Origin of the sequence: Streptomyces zaomyceticus, assembly GCF_014656215.1 — a bacterium.
Lineage (GTDB): Bacteria > Actinomycetota > Actinomycetes > Streptomycetales > Streptomycetaceae > Streptomyces > Streptomyces zaomyceticus.
Genome location: NZ_BNBZ01000059.1, coordinates 1 through 17152, shown reverse-complemented (window position 1 = coordinate 17152; position 17152 = coordinate 1). Strand labels below are relative to the sequence as shown.

13 protein-coding genes are annotated in these 17152 nt (G+C 71.0%); 6 read left to right on the top strand and 7 right to left on the bottom strand.

From position 1 onward, the window contains the following. Positions 1–58: 58 nt before the first annotated feature. Entirely contained in the window at positions 59–1069 is a 1011-nt protein-coding gene (locus IE311_RS35985) for a LacI family DNA-binding transcriptional regulator (protein ID WP_189836118.1), read from the bottom strand. 207 nt (positions 1070–1276) lie between these two features. Between IE311_RS35985 and IE311_RS35980 the strand changes: the two genes are divergently transcribed. The 4 genes from IE311_RS35980 (at position 1277) to IE311_RS35965 (ending at position 7396) form a co-directional block, all read left to right on the top strand. Continuing rightward, positions 1277–3223: a lectin gene (locus tag IE311_RS35980; protein WP_229902377.1), complete on the top strand. Its 1947-nt coding sequence runs from the start codon at positions 1277–1279 to the stop codon at positions 3221–3223. Positions 3224–3287: 64 nt separating this feature from the next. Further along, entirely contained in the window at positions 3288–6365 is a 3078-nt protein-coding gene (locus IE311_RS35975; protein WP_189836117.1) for a glycoside hydrolase family 3 protein, read from the top strand. A gap of 102 nt (positions 6366–6467) precedes the next feature. Then, a complete protein-coding gene (locus tag IE311_RS35970; protein WP_189836116.1) occupies positions 6468–6839 on the top strand; it encodes a PadR family transcriptional regulator in 372 nt (123 codons plus the stop codon). Continuing rightward, positions 6836–7396, top strand: coding sequence for an HAAS signaling domain-containing protein (locus IE311_RS35965; protein WP_189836115.1), 561 nt, complete (start codon positions 6836–6838; stop codon positions 7394–7396). The genes IE311_RS35970 and IE311_RS35965 overlap by 4 nt, the downstream gene beginning before the upstream one ends. Positions 7397–7475: 79 nt before the next feature. On the opposite strand, the gene IE311_RS35960 is transcribed toward IE311_RS35965, so the two are convergent. The 5 genes from IE311_RS35960 to IE311_RS35940 all read right to left on the bottom strand — a co-directional run bounded on the left by IE311_RS35960 (position 7476) and on the right by IE311_RS35940 (position 13395). After that, positions 7476–8351 (bottom strand): alpha/beta hydrolase family protein, encoded by an 876-nt coding sequence (locus IE311_RS35960; protein WP_189836114.1) that lies wholly within the window; start codon positions 8349–8351, stop codon positions 7476–7478. 235 nt (positions 8352–8586) lie between these two features. Next, positions 8587–9582 carry a type I glyceraldehyde-3-phosphate dehydrogenase gene (gene gap, locus IE311_RS35955; RefSeq protein WP_189836113.1) on the bottom strand — a complete coding sequence of 332 codons (996 nt, stop codon included), beginning with the start codon at positions 9580–9582 and terminating at the stop codon, positions 8587–8589. A gap of 113 nt (positions 9583–9695) precedes the next feature. Then, positions 9696–10655 carry a GlxA family transcriptional regulator gene (locus tag IE311_RS35950; RefSeq protein WP_189836112.1) on the bottom strand — a complete coding sequence of 320 codons (960 nt, stop codon included), beginning with the start codon at positions 10653–10655 and terminating at the stop codon, positions 9696–9698. 75 nt (positions 10656–10730) lie between these two features. Beyond that, positions 10731–12017, bottom strand: a complete 1287-nt coding sequence (locus IE311_RS35945) for a glycoside hydrolase family 16 protein (RefSeq protein ID WP_189836111.1) — start codon at positions 12015–12017, stop codon at positions 10731–10733. A 154-nt stretch (positions 12018–12171) separates the two neighbouring features. Then, positions 12172–13395 carry an alginate lyase family protein gene (locus IE311_RS35940; protein WP_189836110.1) on the bottom strand — a complete coding sequence of 408 codons (1224 nt, stop codon included), beginning with the start codon at positions 13393–13395 and terminating at the stop codon, positions 12172–12174. A gap of 271 nt (positions 13396–13666) precedes the next feature. Between IE311_RS35940 and tpx the strand changes: the two genes are divergently transcribed. Beyond that, positions 13667–14167, top strand: a complete 501-nt coding sequence (gene tpx, locus IE311_RS35935; RefSeq protein WP_189836109.1) for a thiol peroxidase — start codon at positions 13667–13669, stop codon at positions 14165–14167. A gap of 111 nt (positions 14168–14278) precedes the next feature. Here tpx and IE311_RS35930 read toward each other — a convergent pair whose 3' ends face one another. Beyond that, the gene (locus IE311_RS35930; RefSeq protein ID WP_189836108.1) at positions 14279–14695 is read right to left on the bottom strand and encodes a Fur family transcriptional regulator; all 417 of its coding nucleotides are present in this window, start codon (positions 14693–14695) and stop codon (positions 14279–14281) included. A 170-nt stretch (positions 14696–14865) separates the two neighbouring features. Between IE311_RS35930 and katG the strand changes: the two genes are divergently transcribed. Beyond that, complete coding sequence (gene katG, locus IE311_RS35925; RefSeq protein ID WP_189836107.1) at positions 14866–17085, top strand: catalase/peroxidase HPI; 2220 nt, start codon at positions 14866–14868, stop codon at positions 17083–17085. Positions 17086–17152: the final 67 nt, after the last annotated feature.

Below are 17152 nucleotides of genomic sequence, written 5' to 3'. Positions count from 1 at the left end.
GGGGAGGCCGGGTGGGCCTCCCCCGGCGCCGGAGCCGAGGAACGAAGCGGAGAAACCGTCAGGCCGCCGGCGGCGGAGCCGTCGATCCGCGCACCACCAGTTCGGGCTCGAAGAGGAGCTCGCCGGGGTCCGTCTGGGTGCCCGAGATCTGGGCGCAGAGCAGCTCGACGGCGGCCCGCCCCATCGCCTCGATGGGCTGGCGCACGGTGGAGAGCGGCGGTTCGGTGCAGTTCATGAAGGCGGAGTCGTCGAAGCCGATGACCGACACCTGCGCGGGCACCGAGAGGCCGCGGCGGCGTGCGGCCCTGATGGCACCGAGGGCGAGCGGATCGCTGGCGCACACGATTCCGGTGACGCCCCGGTCCAGGAGGCGGGTGGCCGCGGCCTGGCCCCCTTCGAGCGAGAAGATCGACCGCACGATGTACTCGTCGGGGAGCGAACCACCGGCGGCCTCGGCCACGGCGCGGGCCGCTTCGAGCTTGCGGCGCGAGGGGACGTGGTCGCCGGGGCCGAGGACGAGGCCGATCCGCTCGTGCCCGAGGGAGGCGAGGTGGCGCCAGGCCTGCTCGACGGCGACGGCGTCGTCGCAGGAGACGCAGGGGAAGTTGAGCCCCTTGATGGAGGCGTTGATCAGGACCACCGGGATGTTGCGCTCCGCGAGCTGGTGGTAGTGGTCGTGCGGCGCGTCCGCCTGCGCGAACAGGCCACCGGCGAAGACCACTCCGGACACCTGCTGCTGGAGGAGGAGGTCCACGTAGTCCGCCTCGGAGACACCGCCCTTGGTCTGTGTGCACAGGACCGGGGTCAGACCCTGCTGGGCGAGGGCGCCGCCGATCACCTCCGCGAACGCGGGGAAGATGGGGTTCTGCAGCTCCGGCAGCACGAGGCCGACCAGCCGGGCGCGCTCGCCCCGCAGCTGTGTGGGCCGCTCGTAACCGAGCACGTCGAGCGCGGTGAGGACGGACTGCCGTGTCGCCTCGGAGACACCGGGCTTTCCGTTGAGGACACGGCTGACCGTCGCCTCGCTGACTCCCACCTTCTTGGCCACTTGAGCAAGTCGTCGCGTCATGAACGCAAGAGTATCGCGGACCTCGCAAGCGAGTTGCGTCACCGGCGCCTCCTTGCGGCCGACGCTCTCGACCCGTGAGAGCCGACAACGCTTGAAGGGTTGACGGGCAGAAGTGGGCCTCATAACTTCAGGGCTTGATAAAAGGCTTGCTGCTGTTGCCCGTTGGGCGCGAGACGGCGAAAGGGTTGTCAGGTGCATACCACACGCATGCGTGTACGCACGATTCTCCGGCGAGGAGCGGGGAGGCCGAGGCAGCGAGCGGACGGCGGCTCGCGCACCCGCCGGCTCCGGCCACTGACCGCACTCACCGCGGGCGTCCTCGTCGCGAGCAGCCTGGTCCTCACCGGACCGGGCACCGCGCAGGCCGCCGGTGAACGGGTCGACGTCTGGCTGACCACCACGTCCGACTCGGGCGGCCGCACCGTCACCCGCGGGCTGGCCCAGCAGGCGCCCCTCGCCTTCGGCCCGGCCGGCGGCAGCGCGAACCACACGATCACCGTCGACGAGAACACCACGTACCAGCAGTTCGAGGGCGGCGGGGCCTCGATCACCGACACCACCGCCCATCTGCTGCGCGGTGGAGCCGTCAGCGCCGCCACCCGTGACGAGGTGATGCGCAAGCTGTTCTCCCCCACCGACGGCATCGGGCTGTCCTTCGTCCGCAACCCCATCGGCGCCTCCGACCTCTCCCGGCCCGGACACGTCTCCCTCGACGACACCTGCTGCGACCTGAACGACTTCGGCACCAACGGCTACGACAGCGCCGTCCGGGCACTGACCGTCCAGGCCAAGCAGCTCAACCCGGCCCTCCGCGTCAAGGGTGTGCCGTGGAGCGCCCCGGGCTGGATGAAGGACAACGGCCGGATGGACCAGATGGGCTGGCTGAAGGCGGAGTACTACCCGCTGTACGCCCAGTACCTGGTCAAGTACGTGCAGAGCTACCAGGCCGCCGGGGTGAAGGTCGACTACCTCTCCGTCCAGAACGAGCCGAACTGCTGTCAGGCCGGCAACCCGACCGCCATGAACTACCCGGGCATGAGCTGGAACCCGGCCGGGCTCGTCGAGTTCACCAAGAACCACGTCTACCCGGCCTTCCGGGCCGCGGGCATCACCACCAAGGTCCTGGTGCACGACTGGAACTACGGCGACTACGCCAACTTCGGCGCCGGCATCCTGAACGACGCGGGGGTGCGCAACGACCCGCTGTTCGGTGGCATCGCCTGGCACGGCTACGCCGGTGACCCTGCCGTGGGGACCCAGGTCCACAACCAGTACCCGTCGGTGAAGCAGTTCAGCACCGAGCACTCGGGCGGCACCTGGATCGGGAACCAGCACAACGAGGACCTGAGCGACATCGTGAACTACGCCCGCAACTGGAGCGGCAGCCTGGTGAAGTGGAGCCTCGGGCTCAACCAGAGCATGGGCCCGCACAACGGCGGCTGCGGCACCTGCACCGGTCTCGTCACCGTGCAGGAGGGCGGGGCCCGGGCCGGACAGGTCGACTACACGGTCGAGTACTACACGACCGGTCACCTCACGAAGTTCGTCCGCCCCGGGGCGTACCGCATCGCCTCCACCGCGAACAGCACGGTCCAGAACGTGGCCTGGCGCAACTCCGACGGCTCGAAGGCGCTCATCGCCCACAACGGCGGCACCTCCGCCCAGTCCGTCCGGGTCGACTGGGGCAACCAGTCCTTCACGTACACCCTGCCCGCGCGTACCACCGCGACCTTCACCTGGTCGGGGTCGACGGGCGGCGAGGCGGGGGCGGGAACGCTGACCGGCCTGGCCGGGAAGTGTCTGGACGTGGCCGGCGGCGCCACCGCCGACGGCACCCCCGTCCAGCTGTACGGCTGCAACGGCACCACGGCGCAGCGCTGGACGCTCGGCGCCGACGGCAGTGTGCGCGCGCTCGGCAAATGTCTCGACGTCACCGGTGGTTCGACCGCCGACGGCGCCCAGGTCCAGCTGTACAACTGCAACGGCACCGCGGCGCAGCGCTGGACGTACAACGCCACCACGCACGACGTGGTGAACACCGGTGCGAACAAGTGCTTGGACATCACCGGCAATTCCTCCGCCGACGGGACACGGGCACAGATCTGGACCTGCACCGGCGGGGCCAACCAGAAGTGGACCCACAACGCGGCCTGACCTCCGCCTGATCACCCCCGACACGACCCCTCCGACAGGTCATCGCCTGTCCCAAGGAGCCCGCATGCCATCCGCACGTCCCCGAAGGACGGTGAGCGCGGCGGTCGTCGCCGCGACCGCCGTACTCACCGGCCTGCTCACCGGCGGTCTGCCGAGCGCCGCCGCCCAGGAACCCGCACCCCGCGTCGTCGACCGGTTCGAGGGTGAGGTCCCCTTCGCGGCGCCGCCCGCCGAAGGCCTTTTCACCTGGGGCAACGCCACCGCGTCCCACCCGAAGCTGGAGCTCACGGAGCGCGCCGACGCGCCCGAGGGCGGCAAGGTCCTCGAAGGCCGCTACGACATCGACGGCTGGGGAGGCTTCACCCACGACTTCGCCTTCGACCGGCCGGCCCACGACTGGACCGCCTACAAGGGCATCCGGTTCTGGTGGTACGGCCAGAACACCGCCCCGCTTCCGCCCGGCTCGGGCAAGCGGATCGCCCTGGAGATCAAGGACGGCGGCGCGAACGGCGAGGCCTCCGAACTGTGGACGACCTCCTTCACCGACGACTGGGAGGGCTGGCACCTCGTGGAGATCCCGTTCTCCACGTTCCAGTACCGGGCGGACTACCAGCCCGTCGGCGGGATCGACCAGATCCTCGGACTCGACCGGATGTGGGGGTACGCCGTCACGCTCCCGACCGGTGGCCCCGGGGCGTTCGCCCTCGACGGCGTGGAGCTGTACGGCACGGCCGAGCCCACGCTGAACACCAAGGTGATCACCCGGTCCGTCGTGCATCCCGTCGACGAGGGCGGCAGCGCCCGGGTCGACGTCTCGGTGGCGACCACCGGCTCCGGACCGACCGGTGAGCCCGTCACCGTGACGTACGAGACGGAGAGCGGCGGCAGCGCCGAGCCGGGGAAGGACTACCGCCCGGTCACGGGCAGTGTGGTGTTCCCCGCCGGAACGGCCTCCGGTACGACGCGCTCGATCACGGTTCCGACCCTGAAGGACGGTTCCGCCGAAGCCGCCGAGACGATTCCGCTGCGGCTGACGGTCGACGGCGCCAAGGCGCCGGCGGAGACCCCGCTGGTCGTGGTGAACGCGCACGGGCTCCCGTACCTCGACAAGCGGCTGCCCGTACGCAAGCGCGTCACCGATCTGCTCTCCCGGATGTCCCTGGCGGAGAAGGTCGGCCAGATGACGCAGGCCGAGCGCAACGCGCTGCGGGGCCAGGGCGACATCGCCGGATACGCCCTCGGCTCCCTGCTCTCCGGCGGCGGTTCGGTGCCCACCCCCAACACGCCCGAGGCCTGGTCCGCGATGGTCGACGCGTACCAGCTGCGCGCCCAGGCCACCCGCTACCAGATCCCGCTGATCTACGGCGTGGACGCGGTCCACGGCCACAACAACGTCATCGGCGCGACGATCATGCCGCACAACATCGGCATCGGCGCCGGGCGTGACCCGGAGCTGGCCGCCCGGACCGGAGCCGTCACCGCGAAGGAGGTACGGGCCACCGGTGTTCCCTGGGACTTCGCCCCGTGCCTCTGCGTGACCCGCGACGAGCGCTGGGGACGGTCCTACGAGGCCTTCGGCGAGGACCCGGCCCTCGTCACCGCCATGGAGACCGTCATCAACGGCATGCAGGGCGCCCGGAACGGCAAGGACCTCGACCGCAACGACAAGGTCCTGACCAGCGCCAAGCACTTCGTGGGCGACGGCGGCACCGCCTTCGGCTCCTCGACCACCGGTTCCTACACGATCGACCAGGGCGTCACCAGGGTCACCCGCGACGAGCTGGAGGCCGTGCACCTGGCGCCGTTCGCGGAGGCTGTGAAGCGCGGTACGGGCACGGTCATGCCCTCGTACTCCTCGCTCGACATCCTCGGGGACGAGCAGGGTCCGGTGAAGATGCACGCCAACGCCGAGATGATCAACGGCGTCCTCAAGGACCGCATGGGCTTCGAGGGCTTCGTCATCAGCGACTGGCAGGCCATCGACCAGATCCCCGGCGACTACCCCAGCGATGTGCGCACCTCGATCAACGCCGGTCTCGACATGATCATGGTGCCGACGAACTACCAGGACTTCACCCGGACCCTCACCTCCGAGGTCGAGGCCGGCCGGATCCCCACCGCGCGGATCGACGACGCCGTGGCCCGCATCCTGACCCAGAAGTTCCGCCTCGGCCTCTTCGAGAAGCCGTACGCGGACACCACGAACCTGTCGTCGATCGGTTCGGCCGCGCACCGCGCGGTGGCGCGGGAGGCCGTCGCGAAGTCGCAGGTCCTCCTCAAGAACGAGGGCTCCGTCCTGCCGCTGAAGCCCTCCCAGAAGGTGTACGTGGCAGGGTCGAACGCCGACGACCTCGGCAACCAGGCCGGCGGCTGGACCATCAGCTGGCAGGGCTCCTCCGGGCGTACGACGACCGGGACGACGATCCTCGAAGGTATGCGCAAGGCCGCGCCGGGTGCCGACATCGCCTGGTCGAAGGACGCCTCGGCCGCGACCGACGGCTATGACGTCGGTGTGGTGGTGGTCGGCGAGACCCCGTACGCCGAGGGGTTCGGCGACGTCGGCAACGGCAACGACCTGGAGCTGACGGCCGCCGACAAGGCGGCGGTGGACAAGGTCTGCGCGGCGATGCCCTGCGCGGTCCTGGTCGTGTCCGGCCGTCCCCAGCTGATGGGTGACAGGCTGCCGGCCGTCGACGCGCTGGTCGCGTCCTGGCTGCCCGGCACGGAGGGCGACGGGGTCGCCGACGTCCTCTACGGCAAGCGGCCGTTCACCGGCCAGCTGCCGGTGACCTGGCCGAAGTCGGAGGCGCAGCTGCCCCTCAACGTCGGTGACAGCAGCTACGACCCGCAGTACCCGTACGGCTGGGGGCTGACCACCCTCACCCCGGCACCGTCCGGCGGGGAACCCGCGCTGCGGGCGCTGGGTGTCGCCGCCAAGGCGCTCCAGGCGGTCGGACGGGGCACCTCCCCCGAGGGCCGGAAACTCGTCGCGGCGGCGCGGCTGATCGCCCAGAAGAAGATCGGCCAGAACATCACGGAGGCGACCGCGAAGCCGTTCGCCGACGCGGATCATCTGCTGCTCACGGGTGATCTCGCGGGCGCGGTCGGCAGACTGACGGCGGCGTACCGGGCCGCGGGCTGACCGACGGCGGTACCGAAGGACGGCGGCCCGGCCCCCGGGGGTGGAATCCACTCCCGGGGGCCGGGCTTGTCGCGGGCCCCTCGCCTCGGTATCTTGCATTGCATGGTTCCTGGTAACGCAATGAACGAGGCGGGAGACAGAGTCCCCAGCCAGCTCCGCAAGGGAGTGCTGGAGTACTGCGTCCTCGCACTGCTCAGGGACGAGCCGAAGTACGGTGTCGAGCTCGTCACCGAGCTCTCCGCGGTCAGCGTCATGACCACCAGCCAGGGCACGATCTACCCCCTTCTGTCGCGACTGCGGCGCGAAGGCCTCGTCGACACCGAGCTGCGCGACTCCCCCAGCGGACCGCCGCGCCGCTACTACACGCTCACCGGCACCGGCCGGGCCTCCCTCGCCGAATTCGCCCAGGCATGGCCACTGTTCCGGGACGCCGTCGACCACTTCCTCACCGACCCGCAGGGGGACTCCGCATGAACACCACCGACCACCACCCGCTCGTCACCGCCTACCTCGACGACGTCGCCCGCGAGACCGCCGAACTCCCCGCCGAGCGCAGGGCCGAGCTCCTCGCGGACCTGCGCGAGCACATCGAGGTCAGCGGCGCGGAGAACGACGAGCAGCTCCGCGCGGTCCTGGCCGAGCTCGGTGAGCCCCGCACCGTGGCCGCCTCCGCCCTCGCCGAGGAGCCGTCGGCCGGTGCGGCCGGTGCGGCCGCGCACGGGGCCGGCCGCACCAAGCCGACCGCGATCCTCCTCGGCGTCTCCGGAGTGCTCCTCGTGCTCAACCCGTACGTCGGGGCGATCGCCCTGATCGTCGCCCTGGTGCTGCTGTGGGGCGCGCCCCAGTGGGGGAGCCGCCAGAAGCTCGTCGGAACCGCCACCGGCGTGGCCGTGCCCGTCGTGGCGTTCCTGGGCGCGCTGCTCGGGGACGCGTCCCGGATCGGGCCGATGGAGGTCCTGCTGATCCTGGTGTTCTCGCTGGGCGTCCCGGTCCTCGGCGCCGCCCTCCTGATGCGGGCCGTGCGCCGCTGATGCCGGGTAGCGACACGGCTCCGGGACGGGCCCTCGCCGGAGGGCCGGCCCGGAGCCGGTCGAGCGCGCGGAGGCGACGTCAGGCGGCAGGTCCGGGAATCCGGAGCGCCTCGGCGTTGCGGTCCCAGCCCGACCACAGGTCACTGTCGACGCAGTAGCCGCACCCGGGGCCGAAGAACTCCCCTCGGGCGTTCTCGTCGCCGAGCAGCCAGAAGCGGAGCCAGGCGGTCGTCGGGGCGCGGAAGTCCCCGCCGTCACCGATGGAGTCGAGGTGCCCGGCGCCGCGGACCTCGCCGTAGACGGCGGGGGCGTGGTCCGTGTCCCGGTACAGGGCCTTCACCAGGGCGGGCCACACGGTCAGGTCGCGCTGGCCCGCCAGGTAGAGGACGGGCTCGTCCATCAGGTCCGGATCGGTCAGCGGACCGGGCTGGATCGGGACGGCGGTGTCGACCCGCGGGTCGACGGCCGCGTTGATCGCGGCCGCTCCGCCCTGCGAGTGGCCGGCGGAGGCGATGTGCTCCAGGTCGACCTTGCCGTGGAACGCGCTGGAACTGTCGGCGTTCCGGTGCTCCAGTACGTCGATCCCCGCGCGCATGCTGATCGCGAAGTTCGACGTCGGGGTGTTGGCGGCGGCCACGATGAAGCCCTGGCTCGCCCAGTGGCGCAGCAGCGAGCTGTAGACGCCGGGCACGGCGCCCGTACCGTTGCCCCAGATGATCACCGGATGGCGCTCGCCCGACTGCCCCATGGTCCGCGGGTAGTAGAAGGTGTGCACCGCCTCGATGTCGACGCTCACCTCGTACGGGCCCGTCCGGCCCCAGTCGGTGCCGACGGACGGAATGGTGCCCGCGGCCCCCGTGGCGACGGAAGCACCTGCCGTGCCCGGCGCGGTGCACACGGCCGTCACGGCGGCGAGCAGAAGGCCGCCGAGCACACGACTCGTTCTCCCTGGCATACGAACTCCTTTACGGATCCGGCACGTTGCGCGTCCTCGCAAGCGTGACCAGGCCATGATCGAGCTCGCGGGGTCGCGTGTCTGTCCGCAGGAGCCCAGACCTCGCGCCGCCCGTGTGGGCATCTGCCCAGGGCTCGGCACTCCCCCGCACCCGCGCGAACGCACGTCGCCCCCGCCGAATCCGTGGTTCGGCGAGGGCGACGTGCGGTGGCGGTGCCGGGTACCGGCGTCCGGATCAGCGGGCCAGCAGCTGGAGCGTGTCGATCACGCGGTTCGAGAAGCCCCACTCGTTGTCGTACCAGGCGACGACCTTGATGTGGCGACCCTCGACGCGGGTGAGCTCCGAGTCGAAGATCGACGAGGCCGGGTTGCCCGTGATGTCGGAGGAGACCAGCGCGTCCTCCGAGTACTCCAGGACACCGGCGAGCGGGCCGGCCGCGGCGGCGCGGTACGCCTCCAGGACGTCCTCACGGCTCACGTCGCGGGCGACGGTCGTGTTGAGCTCGACGATCGAGCCGACCGGGACCGGAACGCGGATCGAGTCGCCCGACAGCTTGCCGTCCAGGTTCGGCAGCACGTGGCCGATCGCCTTGGCGGCGCCGGTCGAGGTCGGAACGATGTTGACGCCGGCGGCGCGGGCGCGACGGGGGTCGCGGTGCGGGCCGTCCTGCAGGTTCTGCTCCTGCGTGTAGGCGTGCACCGTCGTCATGAAGCCGTGCTCGATGCCGGCCAGGTCGTCGAGGACCTTGGCGAGGGGCGCGAGGGCGTTGGTCGTGCAGGACGCGTTCGAGACGATCGTGTGCAGCTCCGCGTCGTACGCGTCGGTGTTGACGCCGTACGCGAGCGTGACATCGGCACCGTCGGCGGGGGCGCTGACGAGCACGCGCTTGGCACCGGCGTCGATGTGGGCGCGGGCGGCCTTGGCGTTGGTGAAGCGGCCGGTCGCCTCGAGGACGATCTCCACGCCGAGCTCGGCCCAGGGAAGCTGCGCCGGCTCGCGCTCGGCGAGCACCTTGATGCGGTGGCCGTCGACGACGAGGGTGTCGCCGTCGACGCTCACGGGACGGCCGAGGCGACCCGAGGTCGAGTCGAAGGCGAGCAGTCGCGCGAGGGCGGTCGGCTCCGTCAGGTCGTTGACGGCCACGACCTCGAGGTCGGTGTCGCGCTCGAGCAGTGCGCGCAGCACGTTGCGTCCGATGCGGCCGAATCCGTTGATGGCGATGCGAGTCATGAATGGTGTCCCTTCAACTTCTGCGTCGCCACCAGGTTCGCTCGGCGGGAACGGTCCTGACAGAGGCGGGATCGCCAGGGTCCGCAAGGATCGCGCCAAGACCTCGTTGGGGGTCATTCCCCCTTGGTGAAGGTCCGCCGGTACTCGCTCGGCGTGGTGCCGAGGATGCGCTGGAAGTGCATGCGCAGATTCGCGCCGGTGCCGAGGCCGACGTCTGCGGCGATCTGCTCGACGCTGCGCTCCGAGCGCTCCAGGAGTTCCCTGGCGAGGTCGACGCGGGCCCGCATCACCCACTGCATGGGGGTGTATCCGGTGTCCTCGACGAAACGCCGGGAGAACGTGCGCGCCGACACCGCCGCGTGCTCGGCCAGCACGTCGAGGGTGAGTGGTTCGCCGAGCCGGTGCAGCGCCCATTCGCGGGTGGCGGCGAATCGTTCACCGAGCGGCTCGGGGAGGCTGCGCGGCACGTACTGTGCCTGCCCTCCGCTGCGGTAGGGGGCGGCGACCAGGCGTCGGGCCGCGTGGTTGGCGGCGGCCACGCCGAGGTCGCCGCGCAGGATGTGCAGACAGAGGTCGATGCCGGACGCCGCGCCGGCGGAGGTGAGCACGCTCCCCTCGTCGACGAAGAGGACGTTCTCGTCGACTCGGACGAGGGGGCGTTTCGCCGCGAGCGCCTGGGTGTAGTGCCAGTGGGTGGTGGCGCGCTTGCCGTCGAGCAGACCGGTGGCGGCGAGCGCGAAGGCGCCCGTGGAGATGGCGGCGAGCCGCGCGCCGCGGTCGTGGGCCGCGATCAGCGCCTCGACGACGGCCCGCGGCGGGTCTTCCCGGTCGGGAAACCGGTAGCCGGGGACGAAGACGATGTCGGCCCAGGCGAGGGCGTCGAGGCCGTGGGCGACGGCGTAGGAGAGGCCGTCGCCCCCGGCGACGAGCCCGGGTTCCGCGCCGCACACCCGCACCTCGTACGGCATGCTCGCGCGGGTCGTGAAGACCTGCGCGGGGATGCCGACGTCGAGCGGCTTCGCTCCTTCGAGGACGAGGACGGCGACGCGGTGGAGGCGGGGAGTGGGCGGCACGGGTACAGCCTAGGCGGGCGGCCCCCGTCGCCGACCGACGGCTCCGCAGGTCAGCGCGTCATCGGCGCCGGCCGGTCAGCGGGTCACCGTCCATTTCTGGTTGGCGCCCCCGCCGCAGGTCCAGATCTGCAGCCGGGTGCCGTTGGCGGAGCTGTTGCCGGTGGCGTCCAGGCATTTGCCGGAGCCGAGGTTGACGATGTCCCGGGCCGCGTTGGCGGTCCACTGCTGGGCGCCGCTGCCGTTGCAGTCCCACAGCTGGACCGGGGTGCCGTCCGCCGTACCGGCGGAGGTGACGTCGAGGCACTTGCCGAGGGCGCGGATCGTGCCGTCGGCCCCCACGGTCCACTGCTGGGCGCCGGTTCCGTTGCAGTCGTAGAGCTGGACGGGGGTGCCGTTGGCGCTGTTCGCCGCGGCCACGTCGACGCACTTGCCGGCGATGCCGGTGATCGGCCCCCCGGTGGTCGGGCCGTCCGCGGTGGTGACGCGGACGTGGTCGACGACGAGCTGCTGCGGGAAGGCGGTCGAGCCGTCCGGGTCGCCGGGCCAGTAGCCGCCGACCGCGAGGTTGAGGATGAGGAAGAACGGCTTGTCGAAGACCCAGGTGCGGCCGCCGAGGTCGGCGGGCGTACGGGTCTGGTAGACGGTTCCGTCGACCGACCAGGTGATCTTTCCGGGCGACCAGTCGACGGCGAAGGTGTGGAAGGCGTCGGCGAAGGCCTGGCCGCCTGGCAGGGTGTAGCCGGCGCCGATGCCGCCGGAGCCGGAGTAGCCGGGGCCGTGCAGGGTGCCGTGCACGGTGGAGGGCTCGAAACCGACGTTCTCCATGATGTCGATCTCGCCCGAGGCGGGCCAGCCGACCTGCCCGAGGTCGTTGCCCAGCATCCAGAACGCGGGCCACATGCCCTGCCCGCGGGGCACCTTCATCCGGGCTTCCACGTGGCCGTACCGGGTGGTGAACTTCCCGGCGGTGTTGAGCCGGGCCGAGGTGTACTCGCACCGGCCGTACCAGCACTGGTAGTTGCCGGGGTTCTCCTTGCGGGCGGTGATCACGAGGTGGCCCTGGCCGTCGAGCGCGGCGTTGCGGTTGCCGGCCGTGTAGTACTGCCTTTCGTGGTTGCTGACGTTGTCGCCGGTCTCGATCTGCCACCGGGCGCCGTCCGCGGGGAGTCCCGCGGCGCCGTCGAAGTCGTCGGAGAAGGTGACGGCGGCGGCCTCGGCGGCGGGCTGGAGGACGGCGGCGCGTTCGGCGGGCCGGGCGGCGCCGGCGGGGGCGGTCGCGCCGAGACCGAGTGCCGCGGCGGCCACGGCGAGGGCTGTCACGGCGGTGAACAGCGGGCGCCGTGAGGAACGGGCGGAGGGCATGACTCTCACTTCCGTCGGGTGTGGGGGAGGAGGCGGGCCCGCGCCATGCATGCTATGTCGTGAGCATGACATGACACGAGCCTTCGCCGCCCTCATGATTTAAGAAGTGAGGTAAGGGGGCGTCAAGAGGTACGGACCACTTCGCGCACCCCGCTCAACGGGAGTTGCCCGCGTGGGTGAGGGTCTCCCAGGCGACGAAGAGGTTGTCGGTACCCGCCGGCCGCCTGGACTCGGTCAGGCTCTGCGTGTTGGTCATCCCGTAGCCCATGCGGTGATGGAGCGCGTTGAAGCCCACCTCCGTGACCGGCCCGAGGTGGTCCTTGAGGGTGCCGCCGCAGAGTTGGCTCGGGACCGGCGCGCCGAGCTCGTACTTGGCGTGGAGGCCGAGAGCGTGACGCAGCCGGTCGGCGACCTCGGGGTAGAGGTCCTGCCCCTGGATGCGGCTGGTCTCGGCGATGTGGGAGATGGCGGACAGGCCGTAGCCGGTGTGGGTGAGGTCGCGGCAGGTCTCCTGGGTGAGGCCGTCGACGAAGGTGGTCTGCCCCTGCCAGTACCGGACGATCTCGTCGCGCGAGTCGAGACCGCTGCCCGGCGCGGCCTTCGGCAGGGCGCCGTCGCTCGCGAGGTAGATGTACGCGGGGACGCGGCCCCGGAACTTGGCCACGGCCTTGTCGTAGGCGGCGCGGTCCTCCAGGAAGACGGCGATGCCGAGGGCGGCCTCGGTCATGCTGAGCTCCCAGTTGCCGTTGGAGTGGGAGCCGTTGGCGACCTCGGGGAGGTAGACCGTGCGCAGCATGGTCTTGAAGCGGTCGACGCGGGCCTGGGGCCAGCCGGTGTAGGTGTAGCGGATGATCTCGGCGGCGCGCGGCCAGGAGGATCCGGCCCAGCCCGTCTGCAGGGGGGCGTTGGAATTGGTGTGGTCCGTGATCACGCCGGACCAGGCGTCCATGAGCTCGATCGCCTTCTGGGCATAGCGGCTGTCTCTCGTCACGTACCAGGCGAGGGACAGCGTGTAGGCGGCGATGGCGTCCTCGCGCTCGTCGGTGCAGCCGTTGTTCGGGTTCGAGTACGAGCCGCACTCGACGACCGAGCGGGGTTTGGGCACCCGGGAGAGCGAGGCGTACTTGCTCGCCATCATCCGGTCATAGGCGCCCTTCCAGGGCTGCGCCCCGGCGTTGACCTGTTCGCGGGTGAAATCGAGCTGACCCCGGGAGACCAGGACGCCGGGGTGGACGAAGGTGGTGGGGGCCGCCTCCGCACGGCCACCACCGGGCCCCGCGACGAGTGCGGCAAGGAGGGAGGCGGCCAGCAGGGGGACGGCGAGCAGCGCACTCCTTCGACTGCGCTTCGGATCCGAACCATCGCGCCATATGGACATGGGATTGCTCCTTCTTCAGATATGTGAACGGCCGACACCTGTCGAGGGTGGAACCTAAAGGTCTGAACCAGTGGCGTCAAGGTGCCGAGTTGGGTGCCGCATGAACGATTCGGGCAGCTCAGCCACCTCCAGCCACCGCTCACACATTCATGTCCGTGAACGACTGCCGACCGGCCTCACCGGCCTCGGCCGACCGGCGGTGTCCGGCGGGTGAGGCGGCACGCCGTACGATTCCTCCGTTGTCACCTACCTCGTCCGAAGGAGATCCCCCATGGCCCAGGTCACGCTGAAGGGCAACCCGGTACAGGTCAACGGCACCCTGCCGACCCCGGGAAGCCAGGCTCCTGACTTCACGCTCGTCGCCGAGGGCCTCGCGGACAAGTCCCTCAAGGACTACGCCGGTCAGCGCAAGGTCCTCAACATCTTCCCCAGCGTCGACACCCCGACGTGCGCGTCCTCCGTCCGCGCCTTCAACAAGAAGGTCGCGGAGCTGGACAACACGGTGGTGCTCTGCATCTCCGCCGACCTCCCCTTCGCCCAGGCCCGCTTCTGCGGCGCCGAGGGCCTCGAGAACGTCAAGAACCTCTCGACGCTCCGCGGCCGCGAGTTCCACACCAACTACGGCGTGGAGATCGCGGACGGCCCGCTGGCCGGTCTGACCGCCCGCGCCGTCGTCGTCCTCGACGAGAACGACACGGTCCTGCACGCGCAGCTCGTGGGCGAGATCGCCGAGGAGCCCAGCTACGACGACGCGCTCGCCGCCCTGAACTAGTCGGGCGCGCGGACCACGCACGACAGGAGCCCCTCCACCGACACGGTGGAGGGGCTCTTCGCGTACCCGCTCACGCCCCCGCTCCCCGCACCGCCACCCGCGACCTCCGGCTCAGGCGCAGGCGCAGGCGGGGCAGATCCCCCGGTACGTCACGTCGGCCTTCGACACGGTGAACCCGAACCGCTCCGCGGACGGCAGGACGGCCAGCGGATCCCCCGCCGGGTGGACGTCCCGGATGATGCCGCAGCCCGAGCAGACCAGGTGCTGGTGCGGGACGCGCGCGTTCGGGTCGTACCGCTTCGCCCGCCCGTCCGTGGAGAGCTCCACCACCTCCCCCAGGGCGACCAGCTCGCCGAGGGTGTTGTAGACCGTCGCCCGCGCGATCTCCGGCAGGCGCGCCACGGCGCGCGCGTGCACCTCGTCCGCCGTGAGGTGGACATGCTCGCCGGCGAGCACCTCCGCGACGACACGCCGTTGAGACGTCATCCGCCAGCCGCGCGCACGCAGGCGCTCCAACAGGTCACTCATTCGGGCGCACCCCTTCGGATGGTTGGCGTGGTTCTTGACTTGGACTGAGTCCATCGTAGGATCGGTTCCGGCAATAGCCAAGGCACACCGCGGCTCCGGTAGGGCGCAAGTCCCCCGCTGGTGCCCGCCCCGGCTGAGCACCACGATCCGCCCCGTCCGGAAGGATTTGCATGTCCGAGAACCACGACGCCATCGTCACCGACCCCGCGCCCGAGGGCACGGGCGGCTGCCCGGTGGCCCACGGCCGTGCCGCGCACCCGACCCAGGGCGGCGGCAACCGCCAGTGGTGGCCGGAGCGGCTCAACCTGAAGATCCTCGCCACCAACCCCGCCGTGGGGAACCCGCTCGGTGACGGGTTCGACTACGCCGAGGCCTTCAACGCCCTCGACCTCGCGGCCGTGAAGCGTGACATCGCCGAGGTGCTCACCACCTCGCAGGACTGGTGGCCCGCCGACTTCGGTCACTACGGCCCGCTCATGATCCGCATGGCCTGGCACAGCGCCGGCACCTACCGGATCAGCGACGGCCGCGGTGGCGCCGGCGCCGGACAGCAGCGCTTCGCGCCGCTCAACAGCTGGCCGGACAACGGCAACCTGGACAAGGCCCGCCGCCTGCTGTGGCCCGTGAAGAAGAAGTACGGCCAGAACATCTCCTGGGCCGACCTCATGATCCTCACCGGCAACGTCGCCCTGGAGACGATGGGCTTCGAGACCTTCGGCTTCGCCGGTGGCCGCGCCGACGTCTGGGAGGCCGACGAGGACGTGTACTGGGGCCCCGAGACCACCTGGCTCGGCGACGAGCGCTACACGGGCGACCGCGAGCTGGAGAGCCCGCTCGGCGCGGTCCAGATGGGTCTCATCTACGTCAACCCCGAGGGCCCCAACGGCAACCCGGACCCGATCGCCGCGGCCCGCGACATCCGCGAGACGTTCCGCCGCATGGCGATGAACGACGAGGAGACGGTCGCCCTCATCGCCGGTGGCCACACCTTCGGCAAGGCCCACGGCGCCGGCCCCGCGGACAACGTCGGCGACGACCCCGAGGCCGCGCCGCTGGAGGCGCAGGGCTTCGGCTGGGCCAACTCGTACGGCACCGGCAAGGGTGCCGACTCGATCACCAGCGGTCTCGAGGTCACCTGGACCACGACCCCCGCCCGGTGGAGCAACGACTTCTTCAAGCACCTCTTCGAGTACGAGTACGAGCTCACCCAGAGCCCGGCCGGCGCGAACCAGTGGGTGGCGAAGAACGCCGAGGCGATCATCCCCGACGCCCACGACGCGTCGAAGAAGCACCTGCCGACGATGCTCACCACCGACCTCTCGCTGCGCTTCGACCCGGCCTACGAGCAGATCTCGCGGCGCTTCTACGAGAACCCGCAGGAGTTCGCGGACGCCTTCGCCCGTGCCTGGTACAAGCTGACCCACCGTGACATGGGCCCGGCCGTCCGCTACCTCGGCCCCGAGGTCCCCTCCGAGGTCCTCCTGTGGCAGGACCCGCTGCCGGCGCGCGAGGGCGAGCTCCTCGACGCCGCGGACATCGCCTCCCTCAAGGAGAAGATCCTCGGCTCGGACCTCACCGTCGCGCAGCTGGTCTCCGCGGCCTGGGCCTCCGCCTCCTCCTTCCGCGGCAGCGACAAGCGCGGCGGCGCCAACGGCGGCCGCATTCGCCTGGAGCCGCAGCGCAACTGGGAGGTCAACGGCCCGGACGAGCTGGCGCAGGTGCTCCGTACCCTCGAGGGCGTCAAGGCCTCCTTCGACGCCGCCGGCGACAAGAAGGTCTCGATCGCCGACCTGGTCGTGCTCGCGGGCTCCGCGGCCGTCGAGAAGGCGGCCAAGGACGGCGGCTTCGACGTCGAGGTGCCGTTCACTCCGGGCCGGGTGGACGCGGCGCAGGAGCAGACGGACGTGGAGTCCTTCGCGGCGCTCGAGCCGCAGGCGGACGGCTTCCGCAACTACCTGGGCAAGGGCAACCGGCTCCCGGCCGAGTACCTGCTCGTCGACCGCGCCAACCTGCTGACCCTCAGCGCGCCCGAGCTGACGGTCCTCGTCGGTGGCCTCCGCGTCCTGGGCGCGAACCACCAGCAGTCCTCGCACGGTGTCCTCACCACGACCCCGGGCACCCTGACGAACGACTTCTTCGTCAACCTGCTCGACATGGGGACGGCGTGGACGGCGACGTCCGAGGACGCGACCACGTTCGAGGGCCGCGACGCCGCCACGGGCGAGGTCAAGTGGACGGGCACCCGCGCGGACCTCGTCTTCGGATCCAACTCCGAGCTGCGCGCGCTGGCCGAGGTCTACGCGAGCGACGACGCGAAGGAGAAGTTCGTGAAGGACTTCGTCTCCGCGTGGGCCCGGGTCATGGACCTGGACCGGTTCGACCTCGTCTGACCGTCCCCGGCCGATCGTCACCCGATCCCGGTCCGACGCTCCTGGGCCCCGGCCCGCCGACCTCGTT

Coding starts and splice junctions, on each gene's coding strand:
- katG (WP_189836107.1), top strand. CDS start 14,866: ATGTCCGAGAACCACGACGCCATCGTCACCGACCCCGCGCCCGAGGGC.
- IE311_RS35985 (WP_189836118.1), bottom strand. CDS start 1,069: ATGACGCGACGACTTGCTCAAGTGGCCAAGAAGGTGGGAGTCAGCGAG.
- IE311_RS35940 (WP_189836110.1), bottom strand. CDS start 13,395: ATGTCCATATGGCGCGATGGTTCGGATCCGAAGCGCAGTCGAAGGAGT.
- IE311_RS35930 (WP_189836108.1), bottom strand. CDS start 14,695: ATGAGTGACCTGTTGGAGCGCCTGCGTGCGCGCGGCTGGCGGATGACG.
- IE311_RS35965 (WP_189836115.1), top strand. CDS start 6,836: ATGAACACCACCGACCACCACCCGCTCGTCACCGCCTACCTCGACGAC.
- IE311_RS35980 (WP_229902377.1), top strand. CDS start 1,277: ATGCGTGTACGCACGATTCTCCGGCGAGGAGCGGGGAGGCCGAGGCAG.
- gap (WP_189836113.1), bottom strand. CDS start 9,582: ATGACTCGCATCGCCATCAACGGATTCGGCCGCATCGGACGCAACGTG.
- IE311_RS35960 (WP_189836114.1), bottom strand. CDS start 8,351: ATGCCAGGGAGAACGAGTCGTGTGCTCGGCGGCCTTCTGCTCGCCGCC.
- IE311_RS35970 (WP_189836116.1), top strand. CDS start 6,468: ATGGTTCCTGGTAACGCAATGAACGAGGCGGGAGACAGAGTCCCCAGC.
- tpx (WP_189836109.1), top strand. CDS start 13,667: ATGGCCCAGGTCACGCTGAAGGGCAACCCGGTACAGGTCAACGGCACC.
- IE311_RS35975 (WP_189836117.1), top strand. CDS start 3,288: ATGCCATCCGCACGTCCCCGAAGGACGGTGAGCGCGGCGGTCGTCGCC.
- IE311_RS35945 (WP_189836111.1), bottom strand. CDS start 12,017: ATGCCCTCCGCCCGTTCCTCACGGCGCCCGCTGTTCACCGCCGTGACA.